This window comes from Aeromonas sp. (assembly GCF_050633025.1).
Classification (GTDB): domain Bacteria; phylum Pseudomonadota; class Gammaproteobacteria; order Enterobacterales; family Aeromonadaceae; genus Aeromonas.
Map to the genome: position 1 here is coordinate 17,553 of NZ_JBODRQ010000033.1, position 12,738 is coordinate 30,290.

At 59.7% G+C, this 12,738-nt stretch carries 12 protein-coding genes and 1 pseudogene; 10 read left to right on the forward strand and 3 right to left on the reverse strand.

Going from position 1 to position 12,738, the window contains the following annotated elements; translation table 11 throughout:
- The 3 genes from ACRAUW_RS06810 to ACRAUW_RS06820 all read left to right on the forward strand — a co-directional run bounded on the left by ACRAUW_RS06810 (position 1) and on the right by ACRAUW_RS06820 (position 2,883).
- Positions 1–633: a tetratricopeptide repeat protein gene (locus ACRAUW_RS06810; protein ID WP_431361667.1), complete on the forward strand. Its 633-nt coding sequence runs from the start codon at positions 1–3 to the stop codon at positions 631–633.
- Positions 634–763: 130 nt separating this feature from the next.
- Positions 764–1,450 carry a response regulator gene (locus ACRAUW_RS06815; RefSeq protein WP_005335091.1) on the forward strand — a complete coding sequence of 229 codons (687 nt, stop codon included), beginning with the start codon at positions 764–766 and terminating at the stop codon, positions 1,448–1,450.
- Entirely contained in the window at positions 1,447–2,883 is a 1,437-nt protein-coding gene (locus ACRAUW_RS06820) for an ATP-binding protein (RefSeq protein ID WP_431361668.1), read from the forward strand. The genes ACRAUW_RS06815 and ACRAUW_RS06820 overlap by 4 nt, the downstream gene beginning before the upstream one ends.
- Positions 2,884–2,921: 38 nt before the next feature.
- On the opposite strand, the gene rloA3 is transcribed toward ACRAUW_RS06820, so the two are convergent.
- Positions 2,922–3,416 carry a retropepsin-like aspartic peptidase RloA3 gene (gene rloA3, locus ACRAUW_RS06825; protein WP_431361669.1) on the reverse strand — a complete coding sequence of 165 codons (495 nt, stop codon included), beginning with the start codon at positions 3,414–3,416 and terminating at the stop codon, positions 2,922–2,924.
- 381 nt (positions 3,417–3,797) lie between these two features.
- On the opposite strand from rloA3, the gene ACRAUW_RS06830 reads away from it, so the two are divergent.
- The 6 genes from ACRAUW_RS06830 (at position 3,798) to ACRAUW_RS06855 (ending at position 9,473) form a co-directional block, all read left to right on the forward strand.
- Positions 3,798–4,841, forward strand: coding sequence for a GMP reductase (locus ACRAUW_RS06830; RefSeq protein WP_075112264.1), 1,044 nt, complete (start codon positions 3,798–3,800; stop codon positions 4,839–4,841).
- Between the two features lie 96 nt (positions 4,842–4,937).
- Positions 4,938–6,146, forward strand: a complete 1,209-nt coding sequence (gene earP, locus ACRAUW_RS06835) for an elongation factor P maturation arginine rhamnosyltransferase EarP (protein WP_431361670.1) — start codon at positions 4,938–4,940, stop codon at positions 6,144–6,146.
- 45 nt (positions 6,147–6,191) lie between these two features.
- Positions 6,192–6,758: an elongation factor P gene (efp, locus tag ACRAUW_RS06840; protein WP_431361671.1), complete on the forward strand. Its 567-nt coding sequence runs from the start codon at positions 6,192–6,194 to the stop codon at positions 6,756–6,758.
- Between the two features lie 139 nt (positions 6,759–6,897).
- The gene (locus tag ACRAUW_RS06845) at positions 6,898–7,518 is read left to right on the forward strand and encodes a DUF2238 domain-containing protein (RefSeq protein WP_431361672.1); all 621 of its coding nucleotides are present in this window, start codon (positions 6,898–6,900) and stop codon (positions 7,516–7,518) included.
- Between the two features lie 91 nt (positions 7,519–7,609).
- Positions 7,610–8,374 carry a DUF3530 family protein gene (locus ACRAUW_RS06850; RefSeq protein WP_431361673.1) on the forward strand — a complete coding sequence of 255 codons (765 nt, stop codon included), beginning with the start codon at positions 7,610–7,612 and terminating at the stop codon, positions 8,372–8,374.
- Positions 8,375–8,516: 142 nt separating this feature from the next.
- Positions 8,517–9,473 (forward strand): D-2-hydroxyacid dehydrogenase, encoded by a 957-nt coding sequence (locus ACRAUW_RS06855; RefSeq protein WP_431361674.1) that lies wholly within the window; start codon positions 8,517–8,519, stop codon positions 9,471–9,473.
- A 96-nt stretch (positions 9,474–9,569) separates the two neighbouring features.
- Here the strand turns inward: ACRAUW_RS06855 and ACRAUW_RS06860 are convergent.
- Positions 9,570–9,906 (reverse strand): annotated as a pseudogene (locus tag ACRAUW_RS06860) (hypothetical protein).
- Positions 9,907–10,153: 247 nt separating this feature from the next.
- The gene (locus ACRAUW_RS06865; RefSeq protein ID WP_431361675.1) at positions 10,154–11,689 is read right to left on the reverse strand and encodes a diguanylate cyclase domain-containing protein; all 1,536 of its coding nucleotides are present in this window, start codon (positions 11,687–11,689) and stop codon (positions 10,154–10,156) included.
- Positions 11,690–11,961: 272 nt separating this feature from the next.
- Here ACRAUW_RS06865 and ACRAUW_RS06870 point away from each other — a divergent pair, with 272 nt between their 5' ends.
- Positions 11,962–12,564, forward strand: coding sequence for a nitroreductase family protein (locus tag ACRAUW_RS06870; protein WP_431361676.1), 603 nt, complete (start codon positions 11,962–11,964; stop codon positions 12,562–12,564).
- The last annotated feature ends 174 nt before the right edge of the window (positions 12,565–12,738 follow it).

Here is a 12,738-nt window from a genome sequence, read left to right on the forward strand (position 1 = left end):
ATGAATTTTGTCCGTCAATCAGTGACCTCTTGTGCCATCGCCATCCTGCTGGGGTCCTCCTCGGTCATGGCCGCGGGTGATGCCCTCGTCCCCATCCAGCAACAGTGGGCCGTCTGCCTGTATCAACAGACCGGCAAGGCGAAAGAGAGCTGCCTCGAAACCCTGAGCACCCAGGCCGAAGCGGCCAGCGCCAAGGAGCCTTTTCGCGCCGATCTGCTGATCTGGTCTGCCATCGTCAAGAGCACCTGGGCGGGGGCCAAAGGGGGGCTGGGGGCACTGGGTCTGGTGAAAGAGGCCAAGGCCAAGCTGGAGCTGGCGCTCAAGCAGGATCCCAAGGCGCTGGACGGCTCCGCCTATACCAGCCTGGGCTCCCTCTACTATCAGGTGCCCGGCTGGCCGGTCGGCTTTGGCGATGACGAGAAGGCGGAGCAACTGCTCAAGCAGGCGCTGGCCATCAATCCAGATGGCATAGACCCCAACTTCTTCTATGGCGATTTCCTGCTGGATCAGGGTCGCAAGGCCGAGGCCAAAACCTACCTCGACAAGGCGCTGGCCGCCCCGGCCCGCCCGGGTCGCGAAGTGGCCGACGAAGGGCGCAGAATGGAGATCCGCGATCGGCTGGCCAAGCTATAAAACCCTGATGGATCAAAGAACTATTTAAACTCTGCCCACCAGCTTGCATACTGGTGGGCAGGGTTGTTTATGCCACGGCACGCTCTGGCGCTGAGCCAGATCGCCACACCCAACAAACAGGGAGAAAAGAATGCGGATCCTGCTGGTAGAAGATGATGTAATGCTGGGGGATGGTATGCAGGATGCACTGCGCCATAGCGGCTACACGGTGGACTGGCTGCAACAGGGGTTGCCCGCTCTGGCAGCCCTCAAGAGCGACGAGTTCGCCGCCCTGATCCTCGATCTCAACCTGCCCGACATCGACGGCCTCAGCCTGCTGCGCAAGTTGCGGCGTGAAGGACACCAGTTGCCGGTGCTGATCCTCACCGCCCGCGATGCGCTGGACGATCGGGTGGTCGGCCTCGATGCCGGCTCCGACGACTACATGGTCAAGCCCTTCGCCCTGCAGGAGCTCAACGCCCGCCTGCGCGCCCTGGTTCGCCGCAGCAAGGGGCAGGCTCAGGCGGTACTGGAGTATGGCGATATTCTTATCTATCCCGAATCCCAGCAGGTCACCTATCAGGGCGAGGCGGTCAAACTCACCCCCCATGAATACAAGTTGCTGCAGGAGCTGATCAGCCAGAGCGGCCGGGTGTTGAGCAAGGATCAGCTGCAACAGAGCCTCTACGGCTGGGATGAAGGGGCCGAGAGCAACGCGGTAGAGGTGCATATCCACCATCTGCGCAAGAAGTTCTACAGCGACCTCATCCGCAATATTCGCGGGGTCGGCTACATCATTCCCCAGCTCGAACAGCCAAGCCGGACACCCGCACGATGAAACGCCCCCGCTCCATTCGCCGTTTTCTGCTCACCGGTATCCTGACGCTGGTGAGCCTGAGTCTCACCATCAGCGCCTTTATCGGCTACATGGAGGCGAGCCACGAGATGGAGGAGCTGTTTGATGCCCGCCTCGCCCAGTCGGCACGCATCACCAACCAGCTGCTGGCCCGCTACATGGCCCAGCAGGGGCAGCTGCCCGCCAACGGCACTGTCTATCAGGAGTGGGAGGCGCAAAATCCCGACGAGTGGCAAAAAGATCCCGGCCTCAACCTGACCGGCGAGGATCGGGAGATCACCCCCTACGGCCATGAGTTCGAACGCAATCTCTACTTCCAGCTGCTCGATGAAAAGGGCGGCTTGCTGCTGCGCGCCCCCAGCGCCCCGGATCAGCCGCTGGTCACCCTGGCTATCGGCTTCGACACGGTCGAGAAAGATAATCACCAGTGGCGCACCTTCACTCTCTACAACCAGCAGGAGCAGACCTGGCTGGTGGTGGCCGAGCGGGACGACGAGCGCAGCGAACTGGCCAGCAAGATGGCCGGTCTCACCATGCTGCCCCTGTTGCTGACCCTCCCCTTTCTGCTGGTGCTGCTCTGGTGGCTCATCACCCGAGGTCTGGCCCCCCTGCGCCAGCTGGCGCAAGCGATCAGCGAGCGCCACCCCGCCAACCTGAGCCCGCTCAGCCTCAAGATAAGCGCTCAGGAGCTGACCCCCCTCACCAACGAGATCAACCGCCTGATGCAGGCGCTGGCCGAAACCATCGAGCGGGAGAAACAGTTCACCAACGAGGCGGCCCACGAATTGCGCACCCCGCTGGCGGTGCTGCGGATCCACAGTGAAAATGCCCTGAGCGCCGAGGATGAGGAGAGCCGCCAGCAGTCGCTACACAAGATGCTGCAGGCCCTCGACCGCAGCGACCGGCTGATCCGCCAGCTGCTGACCCAGGCCCGCATCGACAACCAACAGGGACTGGTACTAACCGAGCTGGAGGTGGGCCACCTGCTGCAAGGCACCCTGGCAACGCTTGCTCCCATCGCCCTCAAAAAAGATCAGCAGCTGTCGCTGGAGTGTGAATTGCCGCAGCTGGTGATGGGGCAGGCCACCCTGCTCGAACTGCTGTTCAGCAACCTGATCGACAATGCGCTGCGCTACACCCAGCCAGAGGGCGAGATCAGGGTGCGAGTTCAGCGAGAGGGCAACCGGGTGAGGGTGGATGTGAGCGACAACGGCCCCGGCATTCCGACCGCTGCGCTGTCACGGCTGTGCGAACGCTTCTTTCGAGTCAATCCCCAGCAGGGGGATGGCGTCGGCCTTGGCATGGCCATCGTCTCGCGTATCGCCCAGCTGCACGGCGCCGACCTCGATGTCCACAACCGGCCGGAAGGGGGGCTGGAGGTGAGCGTGTTACTCCCGCTCCCGCCGGCAAGATAAGCGATAAGTAAAGAGCTCGCGATGCGGGCTCTTTACTTTCAATGACAATCTGGCTGCACGGTAAAGGTTCGACTGGAGTCCACCGGGCCCAACTCCGCCAGCAGGCGACGGCCCAGCAACACCGGATAGATCATCTTGCTGCGATCCCGCAGGGTGAACCACTCCTCATACACCTTGTCCCCCAGACAGATGGACATGGTCACCGTTGGCCGCTGCTCGATTCCACCGGCGCCACGAATAGTCACGCTCTGCTCCACCGGACGCTCGAACTGCTGCTTGACCCGCTCACCGCTGTCGGCATCGATCACATCCAGCATAAAGCGCACCCAGGGCTTGCCATCCCGTTTGAATCTGGTGATGGCGCGTGCATCGAGGGAAGAGGTGAGCGCCCCGGTGTCGAGTTTCATCTTCACCGCCACGCCGGTAGGCAAAATAAGTCCCTTCTCGATCCAGCCATAGCTGGTCGGGGTCTCTGCCAGCGCACTGCCACACAGTGCCAGCATCAGGGTGATCCCCACCATCATCTTGCCCATTTTACTGCCCTGCCTTGTCAAGCCTGCGCCCAGATCTACCACAGTCCCATTATGGGTCAATCCGATTTATTTCAGTTACTTGGATAATGCCTGTCGGGTCGGGAGAGAGATGACAAGGAGTGGCCGAACGGCGGTCCAAGCGGGCGAAAATATCGACGGGGAGCAAGGCACCGGGCGGTGCTGGATGAAGCTGGTAGTTAACCTCAGGTTGTGACGCCAAAGGCTACCACAACAATGAGTGAATTATCAGTCTTGTTCTGGAGGGATTTTTGCCTACACTGTTGTAAACCGGAGGCCCTGAAAACCACCGGTTTTTTTGCGCCTGCCGAAAATTTGCCACTGCAAAAGTGACTTTCAACAAGGCTCAATAAGGAATTTGTAATGCGTATCGAAGAAGACTTGAAGCTCGGTTTCAAGGATGTCCTGTTCCGCCCCAAGCGCTCTACTCTCAAGAGCCGTTCCCAAGTCAGCCTGACCCGTCAGTTCACCTTCAAACACACTCAGACCCAATGGCAAGGCGTACCCGTTATCGCCGCCAACATGGATACCGTCGGCAGCTTCGCCATGGCCAGAACCCTGGCCGGCTTCGAGATGATGACCGCAGTCCACAAGCACTACAGCCTTGAGCAGTGGCAAACCTTCGTCAACGAAACCGATCCGGCCCTGCTGGGCCACGTGATGGTATCGACCGGCACCTCGCCGGATGACTTCGCCAAGACTCGCCAAATCCTCGCTATGTCAGAGGCGCTGCGCTTCATCTGTGTCGACGTGGCCAACGGCTACTCCGAGCACTTCGTCGAGTTCGTGCGCAAAATCCGCGATGCCTGCCCCAACCACGTCATTCTGGCGGGCAACGTGGTGACCGGCGAGATGGTCGAAGAGCTGATCCTCTCCGGCGCCGACATCGTCAAGGTCGGCATCGGCCCGGGCTCTGTCTGCACCACTCGCGTCAAGACCGGCGTTGGCTATCCGCAGCTCTCTGCCATCATCGAGTGTGCCGATGCGGCCCACGGCCTCGGCGGTCAGATCGTCGGTGACGGCGGCTGCACCTGCCCGGGCGACGTCGCCAAGGCGTTCGGCGGCGGCGCCGACTTCGTGATGCTGGGTGGCATGCTGGCAGCCCACGAGGAGTGCGGTGGCGAAATCGTCGATGTGAACGGCGAGCCCTTCATGAAGTTCTACGGCATGAGCTCCTCCAGCGCCATGGACAAGCACGCCGGTGGCGTTGCCGAGTATCGCGCCTCCGAAGGCAAGATGGTGTTGCTGCCCTATCGCGGCCCGGTCGAGAACGCCGTGCGCGACATTCTGGGCGGCGTGCGCTCCACCTGTACTTACGTCGGTGCCAGCCAGCTCAAAGAGCTCACCAAGCGCACCACCTTTATCCGGGTGCGCGAGCAAGAGAACAACGTCTACGGCAAGGAGTAACCTGCCACAGACCGCCGTCACGCGCTGACGGTTAGAAGCCAGTCAACCGGTGTGCTACCCTGCGCACCGGTTTTTTTGCATCTGGGATCCCGCGCCATGACAACTCCCCTGCCCCCGTTTGACTGGGACATCTTCTGCTGCGTCGTCGACAATTTCGGCGACATCGGCGTCACCTGGCGACTCGCCCGTCAGCTAAAGCGGGAGGGGAAGATTGCGGCACATGGCAATAATGTTCAGGTGCGGCTCTGGGTGGACGATCTGGCAAGTTTCGCCCGCATCAGTCCGGGAATCGACCCGGCGCAGGATGGCCAGTGGGTTGAGGGCATCTATATCCAGCACTGGCATGAGACCCTGCCGACCGACATGACACCGGCCAGAGTGGTGATCGAGGCCTTTGCCTGCGAACTGCCCGCCCCCTTCATTGAACGAATGGCCGAACTGATGGAGAGCCAACCCAAGCCCCCCTGCTGGATCAATCTGGAGTACCTCTCGGCAGAGAGCTGGGTCGAGGATTGCCACGGCCTCGCCTCGCCACAGCGAGTTGGCAACCAGAGCCTCAACAAATACTTCTTCTTCCCGGGCTTTACCGCTAAAACCGGCGGCCTTTTGTGCGAGCACGACCTCATCGCCGAACGGGAGCAGTGGCAACAAGATGAAGCGGAACCGGCAGCCTACTGGGCCAGCATCGGTTTGCCGCCAAAACAAGAGAACGAGCTGCGGGTCAGCCTCTTTACCTACGAGAGCGATGCGCTGAAGAGTCTGGTCGAGAGCTGGTGCCAAAGCACCACGCCCGTCACCCTGCTGTTGCCGCTGGGGCGCTCTCTCAACGATGTGCTCACCGGCGCCGGTCTGGCAGATGCCATCCCTGCGGCCAAAGCGGGGGATCTGCTCCACTCGGGCAGCCTCACCATCAAGCTGCTGCCAATGACCGATCAGTCCGGTTACGATCGACTGCTGTGGAGCTGCGATCTCAATCTGGTGCGTGGGGAGGACTCCTTCGTGCGGGCCCAGTGGGCTGCACGTCCTTTCCTTTGGCATATCTACCAACAGGAAGAGGAGGCCCATCTGGTCAAGCTGGAGCAGTTCCTTGACCACTACTTATCCGATCTACCCGCCGAGTGCAGCCAATGGCTGCGCCGCTTCAATCTGGCTCTCAACCGTGGTGAAGATTGCCGCAAACTCTGGGCCCAATGGCCGCAATACAGCGCGATTTGGCGGCAACATGGGCGACTCTGGTCACAGAAGCTGCTCCGGGATGGGGATCTCGTCACGAGGTTGGTGAAATTTCTGGAAAGCCGTATATAATCTGGCAGTTTTTATCCGTCCGTTTCACGAACAGGAATTTTTTACATGAAAACCGCACAGGAAATCCGCGCTGGTAACGTAGTCATGATCGGCACCGAGCCGATGGTGGTTCAGAAGGCTGAATTCAACAAATCCGGCCGTAACTCCGCCGTGGTCAAAATGAAGCTGAAGGGCCTGCTGAACGGCAGCGCTACCGAGACCGTCTTCAAGGCCGACGACAAGCTGGACGTAGTTCAGCTGGAGCGTAAAGAGTGCACCTACTCCTACTTCTCCGATCCCCTGTATGTCTTTATGGACACCGAGTACAACCAGTACGACGTAGAGAAAGACAACCTGGGTGACGTGCTGAACTACCTGGTAGACGGCATGGAAGATCTGTGTGAAGTGACTTTCTACAACGAGAAAGCCATCTCCGTAGAACTGCCGACCACCATCGTGCGCGAAGTTGAGTACACCGAACCGGCTGCCCGTGGCGACACCTCCGGTAAAGTGACCAAGCCTGCCCGTCTGAAAGGCACTACCTACGAGCTGGCTGTTGCCGCTTTCGTAGAGATCGGTGACAAGATCGAAATCGACAGCCGCACCGGCGAATTCAAGCGTCGCGTCAACTAATTGACCGCTATGCATTGAACGAAGAAAGCGAGCCTCCGGCTCGCTTTTTTTATGATGGGTTATCCTGGCAGCTGTATTTTGTACGCCAACATGGCTAAATAGTACCATCGGTTCCCCCCTTGCCAGAGTGATTGCCCATATGACCTTGCCCACCAAAATCTTCTTGCTGCTGGCCACGCTGCTCCTGCTGCTGCTCTCGGGCTGGCAGCCTTACGATCAGACCACCTGGCTGATGGAAATTGCCCCCGTGATCATCACCATCCCGTTGCTGATCCTGACCCATCGCACATTTCCCCTCACCAGCCTGCTCTATATTTGCATTTTCTTTCATGCTCTGGTCCTGATGCTCGGCGGCGCCTATACCTACGCCCGCGTTCCACTCGGCTTCGAACTACAGCAGTGGTTGGACCTGAACCGCAACCCGTATGATAAGATTGGTCACTTCTTTCAGGGGTTTGTACCTGCCCTGGCCTGTCGGGAGATCCTGTTGCGCGGCAGTTATGTGCAAGGAGGCCGCATGCTGGCGTTTCTGGTGGTCTGCGTGGTGCTCGCCATCAGCGCCACCTATGAATTTATCGAGTGGGGAGCGGCGTTGGCGCTGGGTCAGGGGGCAGACGAGTTTCTCGGCACCCAGGGAGACCCCTGGGATACCCAATCCGATATGTTCTTCGCCCTGATCGGTGCCGTAACCGCCCAGTTATTGCTCTCGCGCCTGCACGACAAGCAGCTGACCGGTCTCTCTTCACACCGCCACCGATAGGGGAGCTCGCAACCTCCCCCGAACGGCACGATACTCCCCCTTCAGAAAATCGCGCCGCCGCCGCTAACCCAGATAACCGGGGGAGCACACTATGGCCAGATTATCCTTATCACTGCTGTTATTGACCTTGCTGGCTGGCCATGGGGCAGAGGCGAGCGAGGTCGCCCCCCCCGTTGCCGAGCCAATGCCCCTCGACCACTGGCAAGCCAGCGACTGGAAAGGGTTGCCCGATGCCACCCAAATCGACAAGCAGAGGGTGCTGTTTGCCAAGCACGATAGCGACAACTATCTGGGGCTCGCCATTTTACTGCCCGACTGGCAGCGCAGCGGCCAGCTCTGGCAACTGACTCGCGCCCTCGGCCGACTGGGCTTTGATACCCTGCTGCTGCTCCCCTCCCCCCAACAGACCGAACTGGACCCAGCTGCAGAGAAAAAAGCGAAAAACAGCGATGAATTTCGCAAGCAATTTGCCGAGCGGATCAGCAAACTGGCGGATGCCAAGCTGCAGGAGGGGGGCTTCAAGCTGATCCTGGCGCAAGGTACCGGCGCCGCCTGGACCACCAACCTTATCGCCAGCGAACAGTTGCCCGCCCCCGACGCGCTGGTGCTGCTCGATGGCTTCTTCCCCAACCAGCAGAGCAACCAGACCCTGGCCAAACAGGTGGCTCAGGCGGCCATCCCCACCCTGGACCTCTATCAGGAGGATGGCGGTCGCTGGCCCCTGCTGGCCGCCGAGGCCCGCAGAAGCGAGAGCCGGCGCAGCAACAAACTCAACTATCGCCCCTACGCCCTGATGGCGCTGGAGGAGACCCCCAGCCGTATTCAGGGCTGGCTCAACCATCTTGGCTGGCTCTAACCGGCCGCTACCGTGGCGCAATAAAGCGCGCAAGCTCACATCTGCCGGATAAAGCCCAGCCATGACACAGCGGCAGGCTGGCCCTGACTGCATCCTCTTTGGCATCATGGCCTCTCGAACCTGAACAATGGCAGGAAGGCCCATGCAGCAGATTGTGTTTCTCGACAGCGATACCCTGGATGCGGGCATCACCCTGCATCATCCCGACTTCCCCCACCACTGGCAAAGCTATCCAAGTACTACCCCGGAACAGGTGGTGGAGCGGCTGAAAGATGCCAGTATTGCCATCATCAACAAAGTACGCATCGGCGCCGCCGAGCTAGCCCAGCTGCCGGAGCTCAAACTCATCGCCCTGGCTGCCACCGGCAGCGACAACGTGGATCTGGAGGCGTGCCGCGCCGCCAACGTCGGGGTGTGCAATATCCGCAATTACTCGGGCCCCTCGGTGCCGGAGCACGCCATGGCGCTGATGCTGGCCCTGTCGCGCAACCTCTTCTGCTGGCGCCAGTCGCTGCTGGAGGGGCGCTGGCAACAGAGCGGCCAGTTCTGCTTCTTCGATCACAACATCATGGATCTGCACGGCAAGCAGCTTGGCATCATCGGTAAGGGAACTCTGGGACAGGCGCTTGGCGAGCGGGCCAAGGGAATGGGGATGACGGTGCGTTACGCCCAGAGCCAGATCGGTGGCAGCCACGACGAAGATCGCCTGCCGCTCGACGAGCTGCTGCAAAGCTCGGATGTGATCAGCCTGCACTGCCCGCTCACCCCCTACACCCGCAACCTGATTGGCGAGCGGGAGCTGGGCTTGATTAAACCGGGCGCCCTGCTGATCAACGTCGGCCGCGGCGGTCTGGTGGATGAGGAGGCGCTGCTGCGGGCGCTGGCCAACGGCCGCCTCGGTGGCGCCGGTTTCGATGTAGCAAGCGTCGAACCGCCGCCTCCCGACCATCCCCTGATGAAGGCGCTGCAATACCCTCACTTCATTCTGACCCCTCATGTGGCCTGGGCCAGCGAAGAGTCGATGCAGCGTCTCGCCGATCAGCTGATCGACAACATCAACGCCTTTGCCGCCGGTCGCCGCCAGCACCGGCTGGTGTAACCGCACGAGCGAGTCGCCGCAAAATCGAGTGACCACACAATGCAAAACGGGACCAACAGGCCCCGTTTTGCATCTTCCGCACTCACTGCACACGCATCAATCGTCGTCATGCCATCTGTGCTTTTTATGTTTTTTGTACTTCTTGTGGTGCTTGTGATGGTGGTCATCATCATCGTAATAGCGATCCTGACTCTGGTGGCCATCGCCGGTCTTGGCACCGATGGCCGAACCGCTTGCCCCGCCGACCCCGGCGCCGATCAGCTGACCGGTATCGCCACCAACACTCTTGCCGATGGCGGCACCGCCCAGCGCCCCCGCCTGCGCCGCCACCCAGAATGGTATTGAGGGTCTCGGAAGCATGCACGGTGGCGCTGCCAGCCAGCAAGGTGCCCAGCAGTGCCAGTGCGCGAAGAGCACGCGAATTCATCTCCATGGATACTCCTGTCAAACCTGATTAATATTCAGCGGCACTATACAAAGCGCCACGGGGTTCGCCAGCCAGCAGAAATGAGGGATGCGACAGTCAATGGCCGCACGGCCACCGCCAAAAATGGAAGAGTAAAATCAAGCGATTGAATTAAAACGTGAAAATTAACATTGAGCCAGACAGTCACGACAAAGTGACCGATAACCTGGCAGCCACGTCCTGTCGAATAGTCAGCGTGCTGGGACAAAAGCTGTCAGTCAAGGGCCTCTGCCACCCCTTCAGCCAGGTGCCAGCAGTTCCGGCCAGCCTCCTTGCTGCGGTAGAGGGCAGCATCAGCCCGCTCGAAGATAGGGCCCGCGGCAGGAGAATGGCAGGCACCGCCGGCGCTCAGGGTAATCGGCACACGCTGTTCACGCCACTGTTGCTGACGCACCAATTCAAGCAGGCAACCAAGCTTCTCCTCCAACTCATCCTGTGGCGGTTGCAGCAAAGCGGCAAACTCATCACCACCAATCCGGTAAACCGCGCTCACCCCCAGCACATCAGCAAGGCAGTTGGCCACCCGGCACAACACCAGATCCCCGACAGCATGTCCCTGACTGTCATTAATCCCCTTGAAATGATCGACATCAAACAGCAGCAGCCAGAAGCGCTCCCCCCTTTGTTCCAGCGCCGCCTTGTGCTGCTCGAAGGCACGCCGGTTCATGATACCGGTCAGAGGGTCCCGCAACAGCGCATCCTGCCCCTTGAGGAAGCTGGCCCTGACCTGATCGATCTCGTTCAGACTGCGTCGCACAAACCAGGTATTGGCCTTGGTGATGGGGGGAGAGCTCTCCAGATTGCACACGATACCGGTCAGTGAACCCGACACCAGTGCCTGCTCCTGGCGGAAGATCCGAACCAGCAGACTCAGCGTGCAACACCAGATGGCAAACAGGGAGATCAATGGCAAAACCACCATCTGCAACGCCTCATAGAGGCTGTCACGAAACAGCACTGGCGGTAGATAGATATTGAGATCCCAGCCAATATCCGCCAGCTCGCGCTTGATATAAGTCCCATGCCACAACACATCCAGGCCGAGCCACTGCTGGCTCTGATCCTGCTTGATAGTATGGGTAGCCAGCAGATCCATATTGCTACCCACCACCAGTTGATCACTGTCGCGCAAGGTCAGATAGAGTGCCGCCTGATTACTACCGACCGTGCGCTGCAGCGCCTGCTGCAGCGAGTCGAATGACATGTCGACCATCAACAGACCCAGCAACTGCCCCTGCTCGTCCCGCACCCGTTTGATCAGGCTGAGTATCAGCTTCTGAGTCTGGTATTCAGGGTAGGGGCCCAGCCAGACGGGCTCGTCGCCCGGCATGATGGTCACCGGATACCAGGGTCGCAGCGCCGCCTGATAACCGGGGGGCGGTAGCCACGCCGGGTAGCTGTCGATACGATCCGTTTTCAGGTTGTAAAAGTAGATGTAGTGATTGCCGGGTTTAATCTGATGGGCGATAGCCCAGATGGGGGAGTCGGCCGACTCGCCGCGGGCGATCTTATCCTTGTCGAGGGAATCCTCCAGCACCGCCAGTTGCCGCTCATTAACCTTCACCATCTCGTGGATCAGGGACGCCTCAACAGAGGAGGCCATGTGACCAAAACCGGATACCGTCATATCGATATCCCGCAGATAGCTGGCAATGGCCATGGTGATCGTCACGATCAGGACCAGCAAACCAAGCAGTGCAGAGAGGGGGGCCAGCACATAGTAACGTTTGTTGAGATGTGGGCGGCTCACAGGACATCCGAACAGAGGGATACATAACGGGATTGTGGAAGATAAAGGGCAATAAATCGCTGATTAATATCAGTTCAACACCGCTTAAATAACATTTACAACACTAAGAAAAGATCGAGATCCTCAAACGGAAACTGATCAACGGCTGACAGCGCGTTCCCCCGGGTTAGCCCCGCGCTACATTGCGGGTGTTATAGTCTATACCTGACTCGGTCGGTGCTGGACAAACTGCCCCTCAGCGACCGCAACGCCAAGCAGAACAAGGAGACGTTATGAGCAGTCCGTTTATCGAACAGATCAAAGCACGTCGTACCATCTATGCCCTGGGTGACCAGGTTTCCCATACCCCGGAGCAGCTGACCACCCTCATTCAGGATGCCATCAAGCACAGCCCCTCATCCTTCAACTCCCAAAGCTCCCGTGCCGTCATGCTCTTTGGCGCCCAACACCACAAGCTGTGGGACATGGTCAAAGCCGAGCTGAAAAAGATAGTGCCGCCGGAGGCCTTCGCCCAGAGCGAAGCCAAGGTGGATGGCAGCTTCCGTGCAGGCTTTGGCACCGTACTCTTCTTCGAAGAGACCGACGTCATCAAGGATCTGCAGCAAAAATTCGCCCTCTATGCCGACAACTTCCCCATCTGGTCGGAACATGCCACCGGCATCGCCCAGTTTGCGGTCTGGACCACCCTGGCCCAGGAGAAGATCGGCGCCTCCCTGCAACACTACAACCCCCTCATCGACGAGGCGGTACGCAAGGAGTGGAACCTGCCCGCCAGCTGGCTGCTGCGTGCCCAGATGCCCTTTGGCAGCATCAAGCAACCGGCCGGTGACAAGACCTTTATCGACGACACTACCCGTTTCCGCGTTTTCAAATAACCGTTGAGATAGCAAAACGCTCCCGCATCTCGGGGGCGTTTTTATTGCGACACCATAGAGTGCGGATAGCGATGGTTCATGTCAGCTGGGAGACCTTGATGATCTCGGCGATGCGCCCTAGCATCCTGCTCCAGCACATGGGCTGCGGAGGCGGCAATGCGCCCGTGCTATCTG